This window comes from Mycobacterium saskatchewanense, from assembly GCF_010729105.1.
Lineage (GTDB): Bacteria > Actinomycetota > Actinomycetes > Mycobacteriales > Mycobacteriaceae > Mycobacterium > Mycobacterium saskatchewanense.
On sequence record NZ_AP022573.1, the window covers coordinates 1,461,092 to 1,485,646 of the forward strand.

A 24,555-nucleotide genomic window follows, 5' to 3' on the forward strand; every position below is an offset into this window, starting at 1 on the left:
CGGGGTGTGACCGTTGGCAGTCGGGCAGGTGACTTTCGGCCCGAGTGGCGCTCCGTGGTCCGGGTCCAGAGTTGACACGGTGCCGCTACGGCGCAGTACGGGATGGAGGAGCCAGCAAATGTTCCGCTCAGGTTCGACGCCGCGCCGATTGGTAGCGAGCGCGATGGGTGCCGCGGCACTGACCGGCACGCTGTGGGGCGCCGCCGCCGGAATCGCCACGGCTGATGCGCCGCCTCGCCCCCCCAACTGCACGTCCGCGGACGTGGCCGGTGTCGCGACGGGTGTCGGGGCAGCGTTGACGACCTACCTCTTCGCACACCCGGAGCTGAACGCGTTCTACACCGGACTGCAGGATCAACCGAAAGACCGGATCCACGAGGAAGTGCAGAACTACTTCAACGCCCACCCGGAGGAGCAAGCCGATCTCGAGAACATCCGCCAGCCGCTGGCCGCCATCAGGCAACGTTGCCGGTGGACACTGTTGCTCGGCGAGAGCAGCGCGACTCCTTGAGTGGTCATGAGGTGAAGGAGATGCCTAATTGAGGCCGCCACCGCCTTTTGAATTCAAGCCGACGCTTGGTTCAATTCGAGCAACATCACTGTCGGAAGTGTTGAACGACAACGGATCTTGCTAGCTCGCCCGCGCCGTCGGCGACACGTCCGACGACATTGAACACCGCCGCACCCGGCCGTACCGACCCACGGCAAAGCAGAAAGCTTTCATCGCACCCTGGCCAATGGATGGGCCTACGCCTGGCTCTACACCCGCCATGCCCAACGCCGGCCCTGAATTCCCCACCGTCGAGCTGACAGATGCATTGTTATCTCTATGCCTACTAGGCACGGGCCCCTGACAGGGTCGAGCGTTACGACTCGCGTTGATCCGTGACTATCCGTAGCCATCCCCCGGGTCGCCTACCAGCGGACCCCGCGCCTCCGAGAGAGATCGTTTCTATGCGGTGGATGCAATTAATGGCGTTCTACTAATCGATGAGATTCCAGAAAAACCGCCGCGACTGGGGGGAACGACCACCTACCACGCCTCAGTCCGATAGAATCGCTTCTATGACCCAGCTTCTCGCCAACGTGTTTGCCGTTGACCTCGAACCAGAAAGTTACGTGTCGGTAGAGGACGGTACGCCCGTTCGCACCGGTGCCCATTTCGTCTCTGAGCTCGCCGGCGCGGCCGTCGGCGTGTGGGGTGCCGAGGTGGGCCACATCGGCGCCGTCACAACCGACGAGATCTTTGTGATTCTCGAAGGGCGTGCGGAGATCACTTTCGAGGACACCAAGGAGACGATCACCGCCGGCCCCGGCGACGTCGTGCGCCTGTTCGCGGGCCAGCGGAACTCCTGGAAGACCATCGACCCAATTCGCAAGGTTTCGTTCTACGTGCCTCCCGCGGAATAAACCCGTGCCGTAGTGTCCGGGCTGCATTCTCCTCGAGCACTGGGCATTTGGGAATGCACGCCAACGCGGCGCTATTCCCCGCTGTACGTCTGCGGCCACGCCGAACCGATCCCAGCAGATGTCGATGCACCAGTGCAGACATGCTCTGATCGCGCTCCTCCGACGCACGTTTCGCCCGACTGGAAATACCGCGAGATGAAGCGTGTAGCGCCCGGACCGAACCGCAACCAGCCGGATAGGGTTGCTGCCGGGCGCACGCTGCCCCGGAAGAAGCGGCAGCGCCGAAGTCATACCGGTCTTTGACCCGTCCACCGACGAGCAGATCACCGAGCTCACCAACGGTGCGAAAGCGTCCGCGGGATCGCGTATTTAGTCGGCGCTGCCCGATTGCGGGCCGACGAGGGTGCCTTGGCGGCTCTGAGACCCGATCAACCAGAACCCGGAACCCCTCGTCGGGCTGGAATTGCGCAGCGGCGGCATCTGGCTGGTCCGGGCCGAGACGGAGGCGGCCGTAGGCGCGATGGCAATCCCGGTGGCCCCCGGCATCGTGTGGAGCGCGCGTTCTCTATGTCCTCGACGGCACGGTGATGGCCGCGAATGCGATGAAGATGGACGTCCGGAAGGTAGAGGGCACCACGAGCGGTCCGGTGATCAGCCGGAAGCAGCTCAACGCACGCTCGGCTGCCTCGAGCAGGGCAAGACAGCGGGCACACAGATCGTCACAGGCGCGCGTGGCCCCGATCCAAGGCCCACCCGGCGGTCGTGACAACCTCGATCGGAGATGAGTCGCCGGAGCCGAGAATCGATTCTTGTTTGGTTCGACCCGCTTGGCCGCCGTAGGCACCGTGCGCGGGCAGCCCAGAGTCATGAGGCGGCCCCGGCGTGTTAAATCTACAGACCAGAAACGTTACGACTGCGGCCAAACATCGCGCGCTGTGGTTATCTGTTCACCACGGGCAACAAACACCGGCGAGCAGGATTCCAGTGCTCGCGAGGGACATCTCCGACCAGAGTCGCCGAGGGGTGTCCCAGACAATCGTTCGGAAAAGACTGCATCATCAGAACCAGGGTGGAAACGATTATGGACGAGTTCCACCGCACGAATGGAGGCAACCATGTCTATGCCATATGTCAACACCCAGCCGGAGTCATTGTCGGCGGCGGCCGGCAGCTTGAGTGCGATTGGCTCGTCGGTCAATTCGCAGAACGCGGCGATCGCAACGACCACCACCGGCTTGGCTCCCGCGGCCGCCGACGAGGTTTCGGCGCTGACTGCTGCCCAGTTCGCCGCGCACGGCCAGATCTACCAGCAGGTCAGCGCCCAAGCCGCAGCGATCCATGCGATGTTCGTGCAGACGCTCGGCATCAGTGCGGGTTCCTACGAGGCGACCGAGGCGGCGAACGCCGCAGCCGTCGGCTAGCTGCGATCCGGACCATTCGCGAATGCGTGGCACGGCGCATGCCTGACGGCGCCGGCCCCATTCGTCGGTTCCGCGACAGCACGTTGGCTACGTGGCTTGGTAACGGACAGGTTTCGAGTGGTCATGCACCAAGCACGGTCGCGATGAGAACCCCAGCCAAACCTAAAAGGAGTGTTAGAAGTGGACTTTGGTGCGTTGCCGCCGGAGATCAATTCGGCGCGGATGTACACCGGTGCCGGAGCGGCGCCGATGATGGCAGCCGCATCGGCATGGGATGGTGCGGCCGCCGAACTAAGCTGGGCCGCAGCGTCGTATCAGTCGGTGGTCTCTGAGCTCACTGGTAGCTCCTGGCTGGGTGCGTCGTCGGCGTCGATGGCCGACGCGGCATCGCCGTTCGTGGCGTGGATGAATACCACTGCCGCCCAGGCGGAGACGACGGCCAACCAGGCTCGATCGGCCGCTGCGGCCTACGAGGCGGCCTTCGCCGCCACGGTTCCCCCGCCGGTGATCGAGGCAAACCGGACCCTGCTGGCTGCGTTGGTGGCGACGAACATTCTCGGTCAGAACACGAGCGCGATTGCGGCGACCGAGGCCGAGTACGCCGAGATGTGGGCTCAGGATGCGACGGCGATGTATGGCTACGCCGCGTCTTCCGCGGCGGCGACCCAGTTGTCGACTTTTATCCCGGCACAACAGAATACGAACGAGGCCGGGATGAGCGAGCAGGCTGCGGCAGTAAGCCAAGCGACCTCGACGTCGGCGGCGACCGATACGTCGAGCTTGCAGGAGCTGTTGTCGAGCGTGCCCGAGGCGCTGTCACAACTGTCGTCGAATGTGCTCTACGATCCGATGACCTGGCTGGAGAACTTCTTGGCTCTTCCTCTGCCGGCAGCCATCAATGAGTTCGCCTACTCTGTTGGATCCGACTCGACGGCGCTCAGTGGAATTGCCTTCTTGGCGTCCATCTTCCCCTTCTTCGTGGCCCCGTTGATGGCGCTGGCGGTGCCGGCCGAGACCGCGGCGACCGCTGCGGATTCGGTTACGGGGCCGGTAGCTGGGTCGACGCTGGTCGGTTCGGGGAGCTCCGGTGCGGGAGCGTCGGCGGCCCTGGGTGAATCAGTGCCGGTCGGTGGTTTGTCGGTGCCGCCCTCGTGGGGTACGGCGATGGGACCGGAAGTTCGTCTGGTGTCCGCGGCGTTTCCGGCGGCTGGTCTGCCGACGATGCCCGAAGCGGCCTTGGGCTCACCGGGCTTGTTCGGTGGCGGGATGCCGCCGCTGGGGAGCGTGGTCAACGCGCCGCGGGGCAGTGAGGCGGGATCGGAGTCTGACCCGCGGGCCAAGGCCAGAGCACGCCCCGCCGGACAGCCGAGCGATCCTCTGCGCGCCATCATGTGGCAGGAGCAGCCGTCGAAGCTGGTCCGCGCGGCGGGTAGTGACAGCGAATTGGGCGACCGTGAACGCGATGAGCTTGACGAGCTACGCAGAGCGATCGCTGAGGTGGCGGGTGAACGTGATGCGGCGGCGAAGTTGATCAGGGAGGCGATTCAGCCATGAGCGTAGGCGATTTCGGGGCGTTACCGCCGGAGATCAATTCGGCGCGGATGTATGCCGGTGCGGGAGCGGAGCCGATGATGGCTGCGGCGTCGGCCTGGGACAGTGTTGCTGCGGAGCTGAGTTCGGCAGCCGAGTCGTATCAGGCGACGGTTAACGAGTTGACCGACGGATCGTGGCTGGGTTCGTCTTCGCAGTCGATGGCCGCTGCGGCTGCGCCGTTTGTGGCGTGGATGAACACCACGGCCACCAAGGCTGAGGTGACGGCTGGTCAGGCTCGGTCGGCTGCTGCGGCCTACGAGGAGGCGTTTGCAGCCACGGTGCCGCCGCCGGTGATCGAGGCAAACCGGACACTGTTAGCCGCATTGATCGCCACAAATACGTTGGGCCAGAACGCGACCGCGATCGCGGCTACCGAATCGCAGTATGCGGAAATGTGGGCCCAAGACGCCGAGGCGATGTACGGCTACGCCGCATCGTCGGCCTCGGCGAGCCAAGTGCCGATGTTCACCTCGGCCCAGCAGAACACCAGCGACTCCGGGACGACCGACCAGGCCGCTGCCACGACTGCGGCGACCAGCTCGTCGACGGGATCGACCAGCGCGTCGGTGGCGAACAACATCTTGGACGATATCAGTAATGCGCTGACGAACTTCGCTTCAGGAAACGGCCCGGTGTCAGGATGGCTGTTGAACACGTTGAATGGTCCTCTCATATCGGGCTTCAACGATTTGACCACGATTACTAGCGGAGACTCGTACTTTCTCAGTGGCACAACCTTTCTCGCTTCAGGTGTCGGATTCATCATCAGCCCGATGATCAACGCGGCCGAGGGGCCGCTCGTGGCTGCGGCGTCGGCAGCGCCGGCGGTGGAGGCGCCGGCCGCAGCGGCGGCCGGTCTGGCGAGTTCGACCGAACCACAGGTGCCCGGCGCGACAGCGTCGGCGGGAGGTGCGGCGTCGGCGGCCCTGGGCGAGGCGAAGTCGATCGGCAGTTTGTCGACGCCGCCTTCGTGGGGCGGCTCCTCACCGGCGATTCGCCTCGCTTCGACCGCGGTGCCGATGGCGACCCTCGACACATTGCCCGCGGCTAGGCTGGGCGGTAACGGTTTCTTCGGTGGGCTCCCGCCGGTGGCCAGCGTCGTCAACGCCCCACGGGGTGGCGGTGCTCAGCCGGGCTCCGAACGCAGCAGACAACGCGCCAGAGCCGGCGCTAGCGATCACGACGAAGCGCCCGGCATGCCGGGGCAGCCCAGGCACGTCTCCGTCGCCAAGAATACGGAGGCCGACGCCAACCGCGACGAACTGAACACGCTCCGCAAGGCCCTCGCCGACCTTACTCGAGAACGCGACATCCTCAAACGCACCGCCAGCTTCATGATTCAAGAGGCCCGGAAGTAGCGACCGGTAGCGCTGGGCGCGCCCGGGCCCGCGGTCAGTACGCGGGTGCGGCCACCCAAAAGGACGACGCAGCGCCGGAGCTCGGGTTGTGGTGCGAGTGCGGTGAGTCGGGGCGAACGTGCGGTGAGTCGGGGCGAACGTCAGTGCATCACCGGTATGGAGCATGTGCCGCTGATCGTCGAGGGCGACTTCGAGCGGTCCGCTCGGGACGATCACGCACCCTTCCTCGGCGACGCCGCGCGTAGGGTTCGCTTTCGGATCCCGCTCCTTCGGTCTCACCGCTCTGCGGCGTGAGCAACTAGCCCTCGACGGTCCCGGCGCGGGGACCGCACCTCGCTCGACCTGCGAGAGGGCTTTCCGACAGGGCTGCCATGCACGGTATCGCCACGATTCCAGGCCCGGATATCGTCGAGCGGTCCGTCGGGCGAGCGCTGGCCGTGAGATCAGCTGATCTTCAAAATTCCGCGCGCGCCGACGCTTTCCACTGATCTGGCCGCGGCACGATTGGCCTCCGTGGCGGCGACCTCGATAGGGTCACCCTCTGCCAGTCTCGCTGCAAACACGCCGTTGAAATTATCGCCCGCGCCCGTTGTGTCGACGACGTCGACCTCGACCGGTTCGATGTGGACCGGATGCATACCCGGTCGGCATACGACGACGCCTTCACCGCCCATCGTCACCACGACCGGCGCTCTGGTGTACTCGCATACACCCATGGCTGCCGAGCGAATGTCGCTGAAATCGACGCCTACTCGCGTGGCGAGTTGACGGCACTCCCCCGAGTTGGGGGTCAGAATGGGTCTGTAGGCAAGCGCTTCGAGCACCTCGTCGATCGGCGGCGCGGGGTTGAGAACACACGTGGCACCGATCAGACTGGCATACTTCACCGCGGCCAGAACCGCTTCACCGGCTATCTCGGTGCTGATGAGGACGCAGTCACATGGCCGGATCTCCGACCGCAGACTTTCGGTGACCGCGCGGGCGCTGACCTCCGCGTTGGCTCCCGCCCCGACGGCTATCTGGTTCTCACCCGATTCGTCGACGACAATCAACGCCAGCCCGGTACTGGTGCCGTCGCATCGATTCACGCGTTGCGTGTCGACCTGGCAGGAATTCAGATCCGCCAGCGCCAGTTGGCCGTTCGCATCATTTCCCACCGCGCCGATGAGCACCACATGGGCGCCCGCGCGGGCGGCAGCGACCGCAGCGTTGGCGCCCTTGCCACCACCATGATGCTCGGCATGATCACCGACAACCGTCTCGCCCGGGTTCGGCAGGCGTCTCGTCTTGATCACCACGTCGACGTTGATCGCTCCGACCACGTACACCGTTGGCCGCGATGTCGTCTCAACCATGGCGGGTTACCTGTTCGGTGGCGCGACCGAGTCGCGCACCATCATTTCGGTCGGCAGCAACGGGGGAAGCTGGCCCGCACCGTCTCCCGCCATCAGCTCGAAGAGCAGCGTCGCCGCCTGCTGGCCCATGTCCCGGGCGGGCTGGCGGACCGTTGTGAGCCGGGGTGTCAGCAACGAGACGAAGGGAATGTCGTCGAATCCGACAACGCTCAGCTCCGACGGCACCGCGATGCCCGCCGACCGGCAATACTCGAGGACACCGACGGCCATGAGGTCGTTGGCACATAGGAGGGCAGTGGGGCGCTGTTTCATCGGCACACTCAGCGCCGCCTTGCCCAATTCCCATCCGGACTGCTGACGGTAGTTGCCCCAATAGACCGGTACGCCGTCCGGATTCAGCCCGGCAGCCGCTATCGCCTCCCGGTATCCCGACAGGCGCTGCTGCGTCGTCCAGAGTGATTCGGGGCCGGCGATGATGGCGAGATTTCGATGCCCCGCGTTGGTGACCAACTGCGCGATCTCTCGGGCGCCACGTCGGTTGTCCGACACGATAGCGGGCAGATCGTCGAAGCCGGGCACGAACTCGTCCACCAACACGACGGGGCCTTGACGGGTGAGTTCGACCAACGAGCTGGCCAGTGTGCGCGACCCCGCCAGGTAGACGATGCCGTTCAGACGCTGGCTGCGCAGCAACCGCCCGTTGAACGACTCTCCGTCTGAGGTGGCCTCGGGCGCACAAAGGACCACGAGGCCACCGTTATCTGAGACCACTTGCTCCACACCTTCGACAAGCAGGGCGAAGAACTGATTAGAAAGTTCGGGCACGACCAGCCCGATGTTGGGCGAAGAACGCTTCTTGAGCCCACGCGCCGCTTCGTTAGGCGCATAGTTGAGCACCCGAACGGCATCGAGGACGCGGGCCCGCCGGCTCTCCGCGACCGGACCGCTGTCGTTGAGCACATAGCTGACAGTGCTGAGCGACACGCCAGCATGGCGCGCAACATCTTTCATTGTCGGGCGTCGGGCTGTATTCACTGGAGTTGACATCTTACTGCGGTCAGGCTGTTTTCGCCGAGCCACGCCCAGCCCCGTACCGGCCGCTGGTCCAGCTAAGCAACGACACCCAGAGAGTCTGGTAGTGGTCCCAGGCGAGGAACTCCGGTGGGGCCCAATGCGATGCCAGATCGGAGGTGAATGCAGTCACTCGTCCGGCCCCGTACGTTCCCACTACCAGCAAAGGGTCGTTCCGGTAGCGCGCGATGACTTCGGTGTCGGGCTTGGCCACAACCCGGTTGTAACCCAGCAATACCGGCCATTGGGCCGGCGTGTCGCCCAGGGCATCGTGGTCCGGCAGATCCAATTCCGCGACTGCGCCTTCCGGCACTTCGATCCTGTCATCGTGGTCGAGCAGCTTGACCGGCAAGACATCGGCCAGTGGACTCATCCCATAGCGTCCCCGACCGTCGATTCCCGTGAACGACAGGTAGCCGCCGACCATTAGCATCCCCCCGCCGCGATGGACATATTCGGCAAGCAGCGACAGCCGGTTCACCGTCGGTCTCGATCGGAGAAACGTGTCATCGGTGAGTAGGAATGTGTTGGCACCGACGTCGCTGATGACCACGACGTCGTAATCCTGAAGGTCGTCCATGCTCGTCGGGAACTTGCTCGAGACCTCGTGGCCGCGCGTGTACGTCACATCGATGCCACCGTCGGAGATGGCCTTCAGGAACTCGCCAGCGCCCTCTTCGTATTCCGTGGAATGGAAGTGGTCGAAACCCTTCATGTGGATCGTGTGTTTAATCCACGACTCGCCGACCACCAAAGCGCGAACTTGACCGAAACTCTTTTTGCTCATCGAGACTCCAGGTGTCGAGGGTGCAATGACAACACGTCGCAGAGGCATCTCCGCGGAGGACTAGCGAGTAACGTTCGGCCCCTGGGCGATTGGGACCGCACCCTCATGGTCATCATGCGGTGTGGAATCCTCGCCGGTCCCCCGCGATCCACTGGAAAGGCAGTCGCCCGAAGTCCACTCCGCCTCCCACATCTCTCAGGGCCCTCTCCCGATCGGATCCAAACGCGCAGAGCGCGTCGCCTTACGGCGAGCTTGGCCAACAACGCCCGCTTCGTCGATGCCGAGGACCTAATGGGCCGGCCCTTCGCGCATGGACTATCAGCCGACGGCGACGGCCACAAGGTTAGTATCGTTTCTATCGTAAGTGAGTGCGGCGCGCCGGGTCAAGGCGACGGAGATTTCAAGCCGCCAGCCCTCTCCGGAAGATTCGCACGCGTGCGGACCTGGTTAGGGCGTGGCATTGAACTGCAGGATAGATGACGTTCCGAACGGGTTTCGCCATCGCCCCTCTGTAAGGCCGTCCTCGACCCACTGGCCGTCCGAGTCGCGCGGCCCGGCTCCCAGCCACGCCGAACCGCGCCCCGGAGATCGTGATCCCGGGCCTAAAAACGGATCTCGGGCGGCGGCGATCGCCCGAGCCGAGGACAGGCGGTACCCAGCAGGATATAATCGTTTCTGACTTCACTTTCCGCAAAGGACTTCCCTGGCCGGCAAACGACCGCGAAGAAGGATTTCAATGACGACCGTTTCGGCGTATGCCGCCACCTCGGCCACCGAACCGCTGACCAAGACCACCATCACCCGGCGCGCGCCCGGGCCCCGCGACGTGGTGATCGATATCAAGTTCGCCGGTATCTGCCACTCCGACATCCACGTCGCGAAAGCCGAGTGGGGACAGCCGAACTATCCGATGGTGCCCGGTCACGAGATCGCCGGCATCGTCACCGAAGTCGGCTCCGAGGTCAGCCGGTACACGCCTGGAGACCGAGTCGGGCTGGGTCTCATATCCGACTCGTGCCGCCAATGCAGCAGCTGTCTCGCCGGGCTCGAGCAGTACTGCAAGGCTGGGCTGACACCGACCGTCAACTCGATCGGCAGGGACGGGCAGCCAAACCAGGGTGGTTACAGCGAGGGGATCGTCGTTGACGAGAACTTCGTCGTGCGCATCCCCGACTCGCTGCCGCTGGACAAGGCGGCGCCGCTGCTGTGCGCGGGCATCACGCTATATTCCCCGTTGCGGCACTGGAAGGCCGGCGAGGACACCCGGCTGGCGATCATCGGCCTGGGCGGCCTGGGCCACATGGGCGTCAAGCTCGGCGCGGCGATGGGCGCCGAGGTGACCGTGCTGTCGCAGTCGCTGAAGAAGATGGAAGACGGGCTGCGCCTGGGCGCCACGCACTATCACGCGACGTCGGACCCCGACACCTTCACCAAGCTGCGCGGCAGCTTCGACCTGATCCTGAACACCGTCTCGGCCAACCTGCCGCTTGGCGACTACCTCAACTTGTTGGACATCGGCGGCACGCTGGTCGAATTGGGCATCCCGGAGCATCCTATGGAAGTGCCGGCCGCGACGTTGGCGTCGGGCCGGCGCACTCTGTCCGGATCACAGGTCGGCAGCATCGCCGAGACCCAGGAGATGCTGGACTTCTGTGCCGAGCACGACGTGACGCCCGAGATCGAGCTTATTGAAGCCGATTACATCAACGAGGCCTACGAGCGCGTGCTGGCCAGCGACGTGCGCTACCGCTTCGTCATCGACATCTCAAGCTTGTGAGACGTCACAGCGTGTCCTGATCGATCAAACTGCGTCCGAGCAGGTAGACCTTGCGAAGGTCTTCTCCCGTGTAGGACTTCGCCGCCAGATCGGTCAACGGGGCCCGCGCATTCACTGCGACGGTGTTCGGTAACCATTGGAAAAGGGCGACGTCGGAGGAAGAATCGCCATAGGCGACGCATTGCCGGGGGCTGAGCCCCCATTGTGCAAGCACGTGCTGGGTGATCAACAACTTGTCTTCGGCCTGCAGCGTCGAGTCCGCTGTCACCCGCTCGCCCAATCGGATGTCCGAGCCGAACGTGGCATGCACCCCCCAGCGCTCAAGTCGCCTCACGAAGAAGTGGGGCGACTGAGAGATGACGATGCTTCGCTCCCCTCGCTGGTCGATGTCGTCGAACACCTCGCGCAGACCCTCCATCCACATCGCGTCTTCGAAGGCCTGGTCTACTTGCTCCTCGGTTACGCCCTCCCACAGCTGCAGCGCCCGCTCCCAGAAGGTGATCTCGCCGACCTCGCCGCCCACCCATTCCTGCTCGAGGGTTATGGCGTCAGCCAGCCGTCCCATGTGTCGGCAGAGCTCAACAGTGGCGGCACCCATCATCAGCGTGCCGTCCATGTCGAACACATGCAGGAGTCGCCCCACTCCCAGGGGGGGTATTGATTGTCGTGGTTGCAATATGTCCATGTCAGTTGTCTTGGGGATGCCGAACGAGCCATCCACCGTGGTCAGCTGATTCGAGATTCTTGTTCCACCGCGTCAGGACGCGTCAGCCAACATGGCAGGTGTCGAACGCAGTGGCGCAATGGCTTCGGCGTAATAGCTCTCGGGCACTTCTTGCTCGCTGTGCGTGATCAACTCGCTGAAATCCCATTTCTTGAGCAGCTTGCCGTTGCGGAACACGGGCTGCATGACGTTCTCCTCCGGTGGGATGCTGTCGCGCCGCACCGTCTCGTACTCACCGTCGACATATCGCAGCGCGAGCCGGCCTCGCTTGGACTTCTTGATCGCGTCGCCGGTGGGCTGCTTGCTGATGTCGCGCCATTCACCGTTGACTTGGACGGCACTGGCCTTCTGCCCGAAGGCGCTGGTGTCACGGTTGCAGTGTTGCAACAAGCCGCCGCCCATGCCGAAGACCGCGTTCTCCGCAGAGAGTCCGCGCCGCTCCATTTCGGCGTAAATCAGCGGGAGGCTTTCCCGGGTGACACCGTCGCCCTGCACTGTCCGCACGAAATCCGGAAGCACCTTGAAACCCTTGCTGTTCGTGGTGCATCCGAAAGCGTCGATCAACCATTCGGTTGTATCGGCTGTCACCTGGACGACGTCGCCGGAGTCGGGGCGCACACCGACGAGTCCGGGGAAGTTGCGGACCACGTCGCGCAGTTCGCCGCCGATAATGTTCTTTACGGCGTTCTCATGGTCATAGGTGTCCGTCAACAGCAGGGCCATTCCATGCTTGGCGTGCACTTCGAGCATGTTGCGCATGGCGGCTGCTTCGTTCTCACGGCCCCATGCGCAGAAGCCGGCATGCTCGGCGTTTGGTCCTGAATTCGACGGCGCGACAGCGTTGTAGAACTCCTTGGCTGCGATGATGCCCGGGACGGTGTCGCTTTGCGAAAAATTGACGAGGTGCGCGAGGCCGCCGAGGGCGGCTGACTCCTGCGAGCTGACGCCACGAGCGCCGTAATCGTGCAGGCAGTGACGCAACACTTCCGGATGGTCCGACGTACGGGACAGCGCCTCTCTGATCACCTGCTTGGCAAGCCAGCTGATGGTTCCCACGGTGGTAGGGTACCAAACAGCGCGCAGCAAAGCGGTCTCGAAAAAGCTTGTGACCCAGTAGTATTTCGGATCGGTGTTGATGATCTGGACCAGCACGTTACGAGTGGGCACCACCAGGCCCTCGGGGACCGCCTCGATCTCCACCGGCAGAAAGCCGTCGTGGTCGTTGAGGATGCCGATCCAGTTCTCGCGGTTGAAATGCATGCCCTGTTCGCGCATGTAGTACTCGCCCTGGTCGATGTCCTCGAGCGTGATGGGCCGCATCAGATATTTGCGCAGGAACGCTTGTAAACCAACGAACATCGTGACGGGGAACTCCCCACCGCGCGATTCGATATAGCTCGAGACGTACTCCGTCCCCGGCGGGTACAACGGGTAGTGGCAGTGCTTGTAGTTGTCGGTGTTGATGATGATGTTGTCGTAGCTGTTGTGCGCCATGAGAAGTTCCTGTCTTTCGGCGTGATCGAAGTTTGACGAGCCTGCGAAGTGTGTGGCCAATTACCGAGGTGTGCGGCTATCCAGCCAGCGCCGCCGGGCGCGGTTGCGTGGATGTCTCAGCCGTATCGGCGTAATAGCTTGGCGGAGTGGGTAGTTCGCTTTGCTGAATCAGGTCGCTCATGCTCCACTCTCGAAGCAGCTTGCCGTTGCGGAATACAGGCGTCAACAGGTTCTCCTCGGCGGACACTTCGTCGCGCCGCACCGTGCGATACTCCCCATCCACCTTGCACAGCGCCAGCCGGCCAGCTTTCGAACGTTTCATCTGACTGCCCTTCGGGGCTTTGAAAACGTCGCGCCATTCGCCATTGACACACACCGCACTGGCCTTCATGCCGAAGTTCATGGAGTCGCGATCAACTTTCTGCAGCAGCCCACCGCCCATGCCGCACAGGACATTGTCGGCCGCCAGACCACGCCTCTCGAGCTCTGCGTAGAGGCTGACATAGGTGTCGAGCGTCAGCCCATCACCTTGAACGACGCGCATGAACGGCGGAAGAACGCGGTAGCCCTTGCCATTCGTCTCGGATCCGAAGCTTTCCATCAGGCTTTCGACGGTATCGGCCGGGACCATGATCGGGTCCCCGGAGTCGCAGCGGGCGATGACCAGGCCCCCGTAGTCACGGACCTCGGTCTTCAATTCCCGTCCGATGATGTTCTGCACCGCATTGTCGTGATCGTAGGTGTCACAGAGCAAACCGATGGCCGGCGCGGAAAATTGCAGGAGCCGCCGGAACGTGGCCGCCTCCTGGTCTCGGCCCGCCGCTCCGATCGCGGCGTGCTCCAAGAACACAGCGGCGCCACTGGGTGGCGGGCCGTTGTACCACCGGCGCGACCCGATGTAACCGGGAACGTTGTCCGTCTGGTCGAAGTTGATCAGGTGCCCAACTCCCCCGAGGGCTGCCGACTCGAAAGAACTCACGCCACGGGCGCCGTAGTCATGAAGATAGATCCTGATCATCTCGGGGTGATCTGACGTCCTCTCGAGGAAGCCTCGAATGCGTTGTTTGGCGATCCAGCTCGTCGTGGCGACGCTCGACGGGTACCACACGGCACGCAGCAGCGCCGTTTCGATGAATCCGGTGACCCAATGGTATTTCGGATCGGTGTTGACGACCTGGACGAGCACGTTCCTCGTGGGAACGACGGTGCCTTCGGGCACTGCCTCGATCTCTAACGGCAAGTAACCGCCGTGGTCGTTGAGCAGGTCGATCCAATTCTGTCGTTCGAACGGGATACCCATCGACGTGTGCACGTCGTGTGCTTCGTGAATGTCATCGATGGTGAACGGGTGCATGAGGTATTCACGCAGGAACGGTTGCAGGCCGGCGAACAGAACCGACGGGTAGATACCGCCCCGCGACTCGATGTAACTCGAAACGTATTCGGTCCCTTCAGGATACATCCAAAAATGTGCGTTCTTGTAGCTGTCGACGTTGGTGATGATGTTGCCCGAATAGCTCTGCTGCGCCATTGTTTTGGTTCTTCCTGTCCTACATGTGCACTGACGCACAACCGAGAAGTGAAGTCTCCCGAGCAATCCCAGATCGGTGAGCGCTGACTGAATCGCAAGTCTAGGGTCAGCGACCCGCCACCGCAACGCGAATAACGTTTCTAGTTTGTTCCGCGGGAGTGGTGGTACGCCAGCTTGTCCGTGGACAGCGCGCCAAGCGCACCCTCCGGCTGCCCAGACGAAAAGAGTCTGCAATGGCCCGTTAACGTACATGGCCGCAGAACGAGTCATCGGTGCAGCTCAATGCTGGTTTGTAGAGATAGACGTGCGCGCCGCTCGAGAGGATGGTCACCGGCTCCGCGCGAAGCTGCGCGGGACTTGTGGACGGTCACCGCCGCCTCCGCGGCGGTCTCGGCGGACCCCACCAGGTATAGTAGAAACGTTATTGCTTTTGATACGGGTGCACACCGAGCGCGCGCGGCGGGCCTGCAGGCGTCGAGCCGGCCGGCCGGCAGCTCTCGTAGCTGTCGAGACGAGTCGTAGTAACCAGGCGAGCTAAATCCCTCCCGCCGGGTCACGCGCGTTGTGTTGCCCCATTTCCCCATTGGCGCAGTCGCCGCCGGAAAGGCCAGCCACTCATGAACGACGATTACGTTTACTACGTCGATTGTGATCCCGGGATCGATGACGCCCTGGCGTTGCTCTATCTGCTGCGTACCGGAGTTGAAGTGGCGGCGATCGGCATCGTGTCCGGTAACGTCGAAGTAACCGTGGGTGCCGAGAACACCAGACGCCTGCTCGCGCTCGCCGGCCGCAAGGACATTCCCGTCTCGGTCGGCCTCCACCATCCCGTGGTCGGCGAATTCTGGGGTGGCGCCCCCGACGTCCACGGCATCGACGGGTTCGGCGGCGTCGAACTGTCGGTGTCCGACGCGGTTTTCGACGACCTGCCGTCACCCGCCCGCCTGATCGAGCTCGCACACCGTTATGGAAGAAAGCTCCGGATCATCGCCCTCGGACCTCTCACCAACATCGCGGCGGCCATCAGACAGGAGCCGTCGCTGCCGCAGATGGTCGACACCATCACGGTCATGGGAGGCGCGTATAACTCGGATGGCAATGTGACTGCGCAGGCAGAAGCGAACATCTACGCCGACCCACACGCGGCCGATCAAGTCCTCGCCGCGCTCTGGCGAGACCTCCTGCTCGTACCGCTCGACATCACGACCCAACATATGCTCACCGCGGTCGACAACCAGCGGCTCGCCGGATCGACCGACCCGCTGGTGCGTCGGGTGTCGAAAATGGTCGAGTTCTACTTGAACGCTTGCCGCCAGAAATATGGTGGAGCCGAATGTCCGCTGCATGACCCACTGGCAGTGGCGCTGGCTATCGACGCGATTACCCTCAACGACGCACGCCAATGCCGCTTGAGTGTCGACACGAGCGGTGCGGCCAGCCGTGGCAGGACGGTCGTGTCGATTCTGGACGCGGACGCCGCAAGCGGGTCGCGGACACGCATCGCGTTGGCGGCGGAGCCCGATTTCGCGCCAATGCTGTTGAAAGCCCTCGACTGCTGAGTCGCCTCACCGGGCGACCCGCTGAGGCGCCACATTTCCAGGCCGTTGGCCATGGGGCGAGAAGGAGCGCAAAGGTGCTGTTGGATCCACTGATCATCCGGGGCTTGGAGCTACCCAACCGGGTAATGATGGCGCCGATGTCGCAACGCGCCGCGGATACCGCGGGCCGAGCCGGTGATTGGCACATGGTGCACTACGGCTCACGGGCGATCGGGGGCGTGGGCCTTGTCATGTTGGAGGACAGTGCCGTGGCGCCCGCCGGCCGCGGGCATAGTCGCGCGCTCGGCCTCTATGACGATGAGCAGGCCGAGGCGCTGAGCCGGATCGTCGAGTTCTGTCACACCCAAGGGACAAAAGTGGGTGTACAGCTCGGGCATGCCGGACGCAAGGCATACGCGGACGAGAGCGAACCGCTGGTGCCCGTGGTGGGCGCCACGGGCAAGCCATTTTCTCCTGACGGCCACGTGCCGCGGAAACTGTCCGACGAACAAATCCGAGTCCTGGTCCGCGACTTCGCTGCCGCCGCGGAACGCGCGCGGCGAGTCGGAGTCGACGTCATCGAAATACACGCGGCCCACGGATACCTCATCCACGAGTTCCTCTCGCCGCTGACCAACACTCGCAGTGGGCCGTTCGGCGGCAACCCGGCGGGTCGCTCGCGGTTCCTCCACGAGGTCGTCGAGGCCGTGCGAGCCGCATGTGGCGCGGATATGCCGATGTTTGTACGCCTAGCCGTCGAGGATCTGGCGCCCAACGGCTGGACTCTCGATGACTCCGCCGTGGTCATCAACCAGCTTGGTGAAGCCGGGTGTGATCTGATTGCCCCCATTGCGGGCGGGGCCGTCATGGGTTCCTCGATGTTCGAGCACCCGGTAGATTTCCTCGGGCTCGCAAGCGACGTGCGTGCCCGAACCGGGATGGCGACCGCAGCCAGCGGAGGCATTGCCGACGCCGCCAGTGCAACGCGCGCCTTGACCGAATCCCGCTGTGACATCGTCGCGATCGGTCGCCTGCTCTTGCACAACCCTTTCTGGGTCGCCTCACTCGGCGAAGATACCGAAGGATGACCGCGAAGGATGCAGTCGCTCAGAAGAGGTGATTCTTGCCGCCGAACACTTCGCTGACGGAACGATCGGTGAAGATCCGTCGGATCGAGTCCGCCAGGAGCGGGGCGCAGGACACCACCTCGATCGTTGCTGGTGCACCCGGGCGCAGCGGGATGCTGTCGGTCACGACGATCCGCTCAAAGGGCGACCCTGCCAGATTCTCGTAGGCCCGGCCGCTGAGCACCGGATGCGTGACCGCCGCGAAAACCCTTCGCGCCCCGGCCCTCTTGACGGCCTCGCCCGCCGCGCACAGCGTTCCGGCGGTGTCGACGATGTCATCGACGATGATCGCGGTCTTGCCGCGAACATCCCCGATCACATGCACAATCTCGGCCACCTGCTGATGTGGCCGCTCCTTGTCGAGAATCGCAAGGTCACCACCGATACGGGTGGCGAACTGCTTGTTCAGCTTCACCCTGCCCGCATCCGGCGCTACGACAACCAAATCGTCGTCCAGGCCGGCGAAGTGGTCGGCAAGCATCATCAACGCGGTCATGTGATCGACCGGGATGCCGAAGAAGCCTTGCAGCTGGCCGGCATGCAGGTCCATGGCCAGCACGCGATCGACACCGACCGCCTCGAGAGTGCGCGCGACCATGCGCGCCGAAATCGGCTCGCGGGGCGCAGATTTCTTGTCTTGACGCGAGTAGCCGTACCAGGGAGTCACCGCGACCACGCGATGCGCACTCGCGCCGACTGCGGCATCGATCATGATCAGCAATTCGAGTAACGCATCGTTCGCGTTGATGCCCGTCTGCGGATTTCCGCACATGGGTTGAATCAGGAAAACGTCCGCACCCCGGATGGACTCGTCGAAGCGGCAATAGACCTCGTCGTTCGAGAAGGTCTTCAGGGTGATCGACCCGAGATCCACGCCGAGCTGACCGGCGATATCTGCGGCCAGGGTCGGATTGGCCCGGCCGGAGAAGAGCAACAACTGCTTCTCGTAGCCGACCCGCAGCGACGCAGTCATGAGCCGTCCCGGGCGAACCCGCAAGCGCGCACCCCAGAACAGCGGCGCCCCTCGTTGTGTGTATCGGCAATTGGTCTGTGACGGTGGCCCATTCGCTCGCTCTCGTCTTCGTATCGCTGCCGCTGCCACGCGGATCGGCGGCCGGCATCGTTCGAGTTGATCTTAGCCTGAAAAGTGGTAACGTTTCTACCGCGGTCGACAGCGGGAATACAACAGGCAAGCGGTTCGTCGGCCTAGTTGTCAGCGGGCGAAATAGAAATGTTTCAGGCGTTTGGCCAACGTAGCGAGATGCGCTACTCGTGTTGTCAGGCAATCGAGAGGACATTGGTCGACATGGTTGAACCTGACGCGGTGCCGGGCGTCCGAGTAGCCGTCGCTCGAGCCGTTGAAGGCAGCGATGCTGCTCTGGCTCAGGGTTCGGCAGCCTTGCGGTGGGCGGAGCTGACGCCTCCCGCACCGCGGGGAATCGAAACCGTCCGCCTCGAAGCACCCGATCTTCGAAGGGCGCAGCGAGTTGGCGCTCACATTCGAGCAAGTGCAGCCCTTGACGGACGTCGAACCTCGGTGCTGCTGGACGTCGAAGTCGTTGTCGACGACGATGCGCCAGCTGCTCGTCGACGCCTCGCTGCTGCCTGCGCGGCTCAAAGCGTCAGCGCGCCAAAGACAGTGCGTTACGTGGGCACGGTGAGCGGATTGGTTGGGCTCATCGCGGACGTTTACGTACTCGGCATCGCCGACGGTGTCGTCCTGATCCCGTTTGCCGGTCAGGAACAGATGTCCGGCGCGTTCGATCTCGTGGTTCGGCTACTGGAAGACAAGGGTGTGCTGGGTCCCACAGTGGTTCCCGCGCTGCACGCCGCCGGCTGATTCAGACGCTGTCGGCCCGGATGCGGACTTCGAATCGTGTCACTACTCTTCTCCAGAATGACCGGATCTGACCCCGCAGCCAACTGCGGTGTCCGGCACGCCCGCCGGTTCCCGGTCATCGAGCGGCGTTCGATCGACTGGATCACACCTGGCGAACGTCACGGCACTGTGTCGGCCGTGAGTCCGCTCTTCTTCATCGCAAATTGGAACTTCTTCACGGTGGCACTTGGGTTCTCCGGGCCGGCCCTGGGCCTCAGCGTCGGTTGGTCGATAGCTGCCTCGACGCTCGGATTGTTGACCGGCACGTTTTTCACGGCGTGCCATGCTACGCAGGGTTCTCGTTTGGGCTTGCCGCAGATCATTCAGTCGCGAGCCCAATTCGGGTTCTACGGCGTCATTGTCATCGTCGCCATGGCGTTGGCTTGCTATCTGGCGTTCGGAGTGGTCTTCACGATTCTCACGGCGCACGGGCTGGCCGAGATCTTCGGCTGGTCACCTCTGATCACCGGGCTGGTGGTCAATCTCGTTGGCGGCGCATTCGCGATCGCCGGCCATGACCATCTGCACCGCCTGTCGCGATTCACCATCTACGCGACGGTTCCGCTGATGCTTGCCTTCACCGTCGCCCTCTTCATGGGAAAGGCCGGAGGCGACGCGCCGTCCGGCGGCCACGGTTTCGCGGCGAAGGCCTTCTTCACGGTGTTCGCCGTCTCGGCGGCTTGCAACATGGCCCTGGCCCCTGTCGTCTCCGACTACACCCGCTATCTACCTGTAGCCACGCCGTCTCGCTGGCTGATCGCCAGTGTCTATGCGGGCGCCGGCATCTCCGCCTTGTGGCTGATGGCCGTGGGCGCGTGGTTGTCGGCCTCGTACCACGCCACGGATGCGCTGGCGGCGCTGCACCTTGCTGGTGACAACGTCGTTCGTGGCTTCGGGGCGGTCTTGGTGTTGGCGTCGGCCATGACGCTGGTTGTGGGCATAGCGACCGCTGCCTACAGCGTCTCGCTCCAGTTCCTGACCGGTGCCGACTTGATTCGCCGTTTCACTCCGACTCGGTCGTTGCGAATCGCCGTCACTGTACTCACGATCGTCATCTACCTCCTGGTGGCGCTCCCTTTCGGTAACCATGTGGTGGACGCCGCCAGCGACGCTTTGTCGATTCTCCTATTCCTGCTGGTGCCGTGGACGGCGATCAATCTTGTCGACTACTTCTTCATACGTCGAGGCGACTACGTGATCGGCGATCTATTCACTCCGGAGGGGGTGTACGGCGGCTGGTCGTGGCGCGGCTTGGTGGCCTACCTCCTGGGCTTCCTGGCCATGCTGCCTTTCGCGGCCTTGCCCTTCTGCACGGGTCCCCTCAGCGCGCTGTGGGGCGGAATCGACGTGTCCTGGCTGGCGGGCTTGATCGCCGCGGCTGTCGCCTACTTGATGCTCACGCGAGATCGCAGAACCGGCGCTGCCAGGCTAGGGGCCGACAGCGCTTCAGCCTAGGGACGTCGGACGTCCTGTTCGGCCTGGTTCAGGTCCACCAGACTCCGCCCGAGACCGTACGCTTCCCGAAGGTCGTTGCCGACATACGACCTCGCGGCGAGATCGGTCAGCGGCTCTCTAGCATTGACCCCGACCGTGTTGGGCAACCAGCTGAAAAGGGCAACATCGGATCTGGAGTCTCCGTACGCGATGCAGTCTGTGGCGCTGAGTCCCCACAGCGCGAGGATTCCCCGGGTGATCGAGACCTTGTCCTCGGCCAGCAGTGTCGAGTTCGGCGCCACCGTCTCGCCGATCCGGATGTTCGAACCAAAGGTCGCGTGGGCTCCCCAGCGTTCGAGTCGCCTGACGAAGAAGTGCGGTGACTGTGAGATGACGATGCTTCGCTCACCACGCCGGTGGATGTCGTCGAAGACTTCGCGGACGCCATGCATCCACATCGCAGCATCAAAGGCCCGGTCGACCTGGTCCTCTGTCACGTCGTGCCACAGCTCGAGCGCACGACTCCAGAAGGGGATCTCATCAATCTCCCCCCGCAGGTAGGCCTCCTCGATCTCCATGGCCTCGGCGAACCGACCGACGTACCGTGAAAGCTCCACGACTGCAGCGCCCATCAACAGCGTCCCGTCCATGTCGAAGACGTGCAGCAGCGGCCCAACGTCGATGGGTGGAATCGGTTGCAGTGGATGCATTGTGGTCCATTTTCGTGTTCTCGGCGTCGCCGGCCGCCATGCGGGCAACGGTAACGAAGCCCCCCGCGAAGTTGATTACCTTGCGCTACAGCGGCTTTTGCTGTCATGTGCGGTCGGAACCCGAATGGAGGTGCCCGACCCATGGGTCAGTTTAAGTTGGCCCGATCCCGGCGGCAACGCGAATAGCTGCCGTCGGCAACGTTAAGGTGCATTGTGGTAGAAACGTTAATAACGCCAACTGGCAGGCCGGTCCGACGCATCGATAGGGGCAACGCGGGTACGCCGACTGAGATCAAACGGGACGTTGCGTACACGCGGAGGGAAGCCTGAATGGACGCATCATCGGTGGAACGCGGTTCCGTGCAGGTGACCACCGTTTCAGGTCCTGTCCCGGCCGACGAGCTCGGCATGACGCTGACCCACGAGCATCTGGTCAGCGACTGGACACTACGTGCAGTCGAGCCGGAGGGCGGTGCCGAACGCAAGCTCTTCCACGGCCGCGTCGACGCTTCGATCAATTGGCTGCTGACCGATGACCCATGGTGCTGCCTCGACAACGGGCGTCAGGACGACACGGAGGCGATGATCGAGGAGCTGAGGCACTTCATCGACGCCGGCGGCACGACGATCGTGGATTGCACCAACGGCGATATCGGTCGAGATCCTCGGGGGCTGAAGGAAATCTCGGCGAGGACCGGACTCAACGTCGTGATGGGCTCGGGTTGGTACATCCACCGCTTTCACGATGAACATAAGGCGTCCGCCGGCGCTGACGAACTTTGTGACGAGCTCGTGGACGAGTTCGAAAACGGAGTCGGCGGCACGGGAGTACGGCCCGGCATCATCGGGGAAATCGGCGTCTCCCCGAAGTTCACCGACGCGGAGAAGACCCGGCTGCGCGCGGCCTGTCGTGCCCAACACAGGCTCAGGGTCCCACTGTTCGTCCATCTGCCGGGCTGGCAGCGGCGAGCCTTCGAGGTGCTCGACATCGTGATGAAAGACGAGGGCGTCGCGCCCGACGCGGTCGTGTTGTGTCACATGGATCCCTCGGGCGGCGACGTCGACTACCAGCGTTCCGTGGCCGAGCACGGGGTCTGGCTCGGATTCGACATGATCGGGATGCCCTACTACTACGCAGGAGAAGGCCAGTCGCCCGCACCGGACCAAACGGCTTGTGCCATTGCGGGATTGATTCGCGACGGGTACGCCGCACAGATCCTGCTCAGCCACGACTTGGCCGCCAAGAGTATGTGGACCCGGAACGGAGGCAACGGCGTCGGATATGTGCCACGACTGTTCCTGCCGCGGCTGCAGCGCCATGGCGTGCCTGCGGAGGTCACCGCAGCGCTGCTCACCACCAATCCTCGGCAGCTGTTCACCGTTGCGCGCGAGGGGGCGTTGTGACACCCGGCGCGACCACGCGTACGCATCGGGTGAAGTTAACCGGATAGAAACGTTTTTAGTAAGACCGCCATGCCCGCCGTTGGCTAGGATTCTGGGTAATCAGGCGCTCGAAGACCGAGTAGTCGCCAGCCGACAGAGCGAGACTCGAAACCATTCGATCTCTTGCGGTGGTGCTAGGAGGCAAGTGAATGTCGAATAACGTCAGGCCCGACTACGACGCTGGGATGGCGGAGGCTAGAGGCAATGAGGTCCGCTTCCCGCGTATGTTTCGCTGCAACGAGCTTGCAACCATGCCGGAGATCGCCGTCAGCAAGGACGTGGAATTACAGGGTCAGTCAACCGGGGTCGAGTTCGTGAGTTATGTGGTGACGGCTCCCCTCGTCGAGGTCCCTCACTGAGGACGGACCGGAACGGCATCGGTGACTCCCCGACGCGGCGGTGGCTCGGCCGGCGGACATCGGCATCTCAGGAAGGTATTTCAGATGGGTGGATCCTCGCTCTGGCGCAACATGGCGGTGAACGCGGACATCAACAAGAACGGGATGTACGCCATGTACCCGGAAGGCACGGAGTACATCTCCGCGTACCTCGAAGCTCGTGGCGGTCCTTTCGGCGCAACGCTTTTCGTTGGGCTTCAGGCGTTCCTACTCGAATACCTGTCGCGTCCCATCACCGTTGAGGACGTCCAGGAAGCCGAGCGCGTCGTCCACGGGCATGGCTCCCGATTCAATCGGCAGGCGTGGCTCGACATCGTCAACGACTACGACGGATACCTGCCGCTGGAGATCGAGGCCGCTCCCGAGGGCACGGTCGTACCGACGCGCAACGTCCTGCTGCAGGTCGTAAACACGGATCCCCGGTTCCCCTGGCTGCCGAGCTACATCGAGTGCGCATTGCAGCGGGCGCTGTGGTACCCGAGCACCGTCGGGACGACGAGCTGGATTTGCAAGCAGGCGGTTCGGGGGGCGTTGGAACGGACGTCGGATCATCCCGAGTTGCTCAGGCTGTACCTCCACGACTTCGGCGCGCGAGGCGCGAACACATTCGAGTCGGCGGCCCTCGGCGGTATGGCTCACATGGTGAACTTCGACCGGTCGGACACGGTGCCCGCCTACATCGCTGCGTCGCAGTACTACAACGCGGCGTACCCGGGTGCCGTCAACCTACTGTGTGAGCACTCCAATGTGTCGGCATTCGGTCCTGACGGTGAGGCCGACTTCTTCCGCCAGCTACTCAGCAACACCAACGACGCCGCGATCGCGTTCCTCGTCGACACCTACGACCAGGACAACTGTGTGCGGAACGTCATCGGAAAGGAGTTGCGCGACGAAATTCTTGCCTTCCCGGGGCTGGTCGGCATCCGGTGCGACTCCGGGGACCCGGTGACAAATCCCGTCGACGTCGTCGAAGACCTGATGGAGAGCCTGGGCTCCTCGAGAACCGCGAAGGGTTTCAAAGTGCTACCCCCGAACGTCCGCGTGGTGCAGGGCGATGGACTGAACGTGAACACGTTCCGCAGACTCTATGCCGAGCTGGAGCGGCGCGGGCTGGCCGCGGACAATGTGCTGTGCGGGATGGGAAGTGGACTCTTGCAGGAGGTGAATCGCGACACGTTGCACTTCGGTTACAAGGCCAACGCGGCCCGGATCAACGGCACCTGGCGTGACATCTCCAAGCGCCCGAAAGCTAACGCCATCAAGCACTCCAAGGCCGGTCGCCTGGCGCTGCAGTACGTCGACGGCGACTACCGCACCGTCCCCCGCGACTCGATACCGCCCGAAGAGAACGTCCTGCAACCGGTGTTCCGGGATGGCAAGATTCTCTCGGTCTGGGATTTCACGGACCTGATCGAACGCAGCGAGCGGCCTACGCCGGCGTACTACTACGAGGATCTTCCTGAGGACCTGCAAGCCGCCTCGTGACACGACGAGTACCTTCGCCG

At 63.5% G+C, this 24,555-nt stretch carries 20 protein-coding genes; 12 read left to right on the forward strand and 8 right to left on the reverse strand.

The annotated features are described in order from the left end of the window. Positions 1 to 118 precede the first annotated feature (118 nt). From G6N56_RS06820 to G6N56_RS29935, 5 genes are all read left to right on the forward strand, one after another. Positions 119 to 511, forward strand: a complete 393-nt coding sequence (locus G6N56_RS06820; RefSeq protein WP_085258504.1) for a heme-binding protein — start codon at positions 119 to 121, stop codon at positions 509 to 511. A gap of 554 nt (positions 512 to 1,065) precedes the next feature. Beyond that, complete coding sequence (locus G6N56_RS06825; RefSeq protein WP_085258503.1) at positions 1,066 to 1,410, forward strand: cupin domain-containing protein; 345 nt, start codon at positions 1,066 to 1,068, stop codon at positions 1,408 to 1,410. Positions 1,411 to 2,531: 1,121 nt separating this feature from the next. Next, positions 2,532 to 2,831, forward strand: a complete 300-nt coding sequence (locus G6N56_RS06830) for a PE family protein (RefSeq protein WP_085258623.1) — start codon at positions 2,532 to 2,534, stop codon at positions 2,829 to 2,831. A 180-nt stretch (positions 2,832 to 3,011) separates the two neighbouring features. Further along, positions 3,012 to 4,385 carry a PPE family protein gene (locus G6N56_RS29425; protein ID WP_085258502.1) on the forward strand — a complete coding sequence of 458 codons (1,374 nt, stop codon included), beginning with the start codon at positions 3,012 to 3,014 and terminating at the stop codon, positions 4,383 to 4,385. Further along, on the forward strand, positions 4,382 to 5,782 hold the full coding sequence (locus G6N56_RS29935) for a PPE family protein (RefSeq protein ID WP_085258501.1): 1,401 nt from the start codon (positions 4,382 to 4,384) through the stop codon (positions 5,780 to 5,782). Before G6N56_RS29425 ends, G6N56_RS29935 begins: the two co-directional genes overlap by 4 nt. Positions 5,783 to 6,225: 443 nt before the next feature. Here the strand turns inward: G6N56_RS29935 and G6N56_RS06845 are convergent, their stop codons facing one another. From G6N56_RS06845 to G6N56_RS06855, 3 genes are read right to left on the reverse strand one after another with little or no spacing between them, the layout of a single operon-like run. Continuing rightward, entirely contained in the window at positions 6,226 to 7,104 is an 879-nt protein-coding gene (locus tag G6N56_RS06845; RefSeq protein ID WP_324616605.1) for a PfkB family carbohydrate kinase, read from the reverse strand. A gap of 39 nt (positions 7,105 to 7,143) precedes the next feature. Then, positions 7,144 to 8,184: a LacI family DNA-binding transcriptional regulator gene (locus G6N56_RS06850; protein WP_085258499.1), complete on the reverse strand. Its 1,041-nt coding sequence runs from the start codon at positions 8,182 to 8,184 to the stop codon at positions 7,144 to 7,146. A 10-nt stretch (positions 8,185 to 8,194) separates the two neighbouring features. Next, complete coding sequence (locus G6N56_RS06855) at positions 8,195 to 9,043, reverse strand: glutamine amidotransferase (protein WP_408632666.1); 849 nt, start codon at positions 9,041 to 9,043, stop codon at positions 8,195 to 8,197. 688 nt (positions 9,044 to 9,731) lie between these two features. Here G6N56_RS06855 and G6N56_RS06860 point away from each other — a divergent pair. Beyond that, entirely contained in the window at positions 9,732 to 10,772 is a 1,041-nt protein-coding gene (locus tag G6N56_RS06860) for an NAD(P)-dependent alcohol dehydrogenase (protein ID WP_085258497.1), read from the forward strand. A gap of 4 nt (positions 10,773 to 10,776) precedes the next feature. Here G6N56_RS06860 and G6N56_RS06865 read toward each other — a convergent pair whose 3' ends face one another. The 3 genes from G6N56_RS06865 to G6N56_RS06875 form a co-directional block, all read right to left on the reverse strand. Then, on the reverse strand, positions 10,777 to 11,388 hold the full coding sequence (locus G6N56_RS06865) for an HAD family hydrolase (RefSeq protein ID WP_232069230.1): 612 nt from the start codon (positions 11,386 to 11,388) through the stop codon (positions 10,777 to 10,779). A gap of 141 nt (positions 11,389 to 11,529) precedes the next feature. Beyond that, the gene (locus tag G6N56_RS06870; RefSeq protein ID WP_085258496.1) at positions 11,530 to 12,990 is read right to left on the reverse strand and encodes a nicotinate phosphoribosyltransferase; all 1,461 of its coding nucleotides are present in this window, start codon (positions 12,988 to 12,990) and stop codon (positions 11,530 to 11,532) included. A gap of 76 nt (positions 12,991 to 13,066) precedes the next feature. Then, positions 13,067 to 14,521, reverse strand: coding sequence for a nicotinate phosphoribosyltransferase (locus G6N56_RS06875; RefSeq protein WP_085258495.1), 1,455 nt, complete (start codon positions 14,519 to 14,521; stop codon positions 13,067 to 13,069). Between the two features lie 617 nt (positions 14,522 to 15,138). Between G6N56_RS06875 and G6N56_RS06880 the strand changes: the two genes are divergently transcribed. Together G6N56_RS06880 and G6N56_RS06885 are read left to right on the forward strand one after the other, a co-directional pair. Then, positions 15,139 to 16,080, forward strand: a complete 942-nt coding sequence (locus G6N56_RS06880; RefSeq protein WP_085258494.1) for a nucleoside hydrolase — start codon at positions 15,139 to 15,141, stop codon at positions 16,078 to 16,080. Between the two features lie 74 nt (positions 16,081 to 16,154). Next, positions 16,155 to 17,147 carry an oxidoreductase gene (locus tag G6N56_RS06885; protein WP_158090770.1) on the forward strand — a complete coding sequence of 331 codons (993 nt, stop codon included), beginning with the start codon at positions 16,155 to 16,157 and terminating at the stop codon, positions 17,145 to 17,147. Positions 17,148 to 17,166: 19 nt separating this feature from the next. Here G6N56_RS06885 and G6N56_RS06890 read toward each other — a convergent pair whose 3' ends face one another. Then, positions 17,167 to 18,120: a ribose-phosphate diphosphokinase gene (locus G6N56_RS06890; RefSeq protein ID WP_232069232.1), complete on the reverse strand. Its 954-nt coding sequence runs from the start codon at positions 18,118 to 18,120 to the stop codon at positions 17,167 to 17,169. Positions 18,121 to 18,723: 603 nt separating this feature from the next. Here G6N56_RS06890 and G6N56_RS06895 point away from each other — a divergent pair. Together G6N56_RS06895 and G6N56_RS06900 are read left to right on the forward strand one after the other, a co-directional pair. Beyond that, positions 18,724 to 19,026 carry a hypothetical protein gene (locus tag G6N56_RS06895; protein ID WP_142280855.1) on the forward strand — a complete coding sequence of 101 codons (303 nt, stop codon included), beginning with the start codon at positions 18,724 to 18,726 and terminating at the stop codon, positions 19,024 to 19,026. 177 nt (positions 19,027 to 19,203) lie between these two features. After that, positions 19,204 to 20,520 carry a purine-cytosine permease family protein gene (locus tag G6N56_RS06900; RefSeq protein WP_232069233.1) on the forward strand — a complete coding sequence of 439 codons (1,317 nt, stop codon included), beginning with the start codon at positions 19,204 to 19,206 and terminating at the stop codon, positions 20,518 to 20,520. On the opposite strand, the gene G6N56_RS06905 is transcribed toward G6N56_RS06900, so the two are convergent. Then, positions 20,517 to 21,209, reverse strand: a complete 693-nt coding sequence (locus tag G6N56_RS06905; RefSeq protein ID WP_232069234.1) for an HAD family hydrolase — start codon at positions 21,207 to 21,209, stop codon at positions 20,517 to 20,519. The two genes, G6N56_RS06900 and G6N56_RS06905, sit on opposite strands and share 4 nt — an antisense overlap. A 330-nt stretch (positions 21,210 to 21,539) precedes the next feature. Here G6N56_RS06905 and G6N56_RS06910 point away from each other — a divergent pair, with 330 nt between their 5' ends. Both G6N56_RS06910 and G6N56_RS06915 read left to right on the forward strand, forming a co-directional pair. Beyond that, positions 21,540 to 22,613, forward strand: coding sequence for a phosphotriesterase family protein (locus G6N56_RS06910; RefSeq protein WP_142280854.1), 1,074 nt, complete (start codon positions 21,540 to 21,542; stop codon positions 22,611 to 22,613). 482 nt (positions 22,614 to 23,095) lie between these two features. Next, positions 23,096 to 24,535 carry a nicotinate phosphoribosyltransferase gene (locus G6N56_RS06915; protein WP_085258486.1) on the forward strand — a complete coding sequence of 480 codons (1,440 nt, stop codon included), beginning with the start codon at positions 23,096 to 23,098 and terminating at the stop codon, positions 24,533 to 24,535. The last annotated feature ends 20 nt before the right edge of the window (positions 24,536 to 24,555 follow it).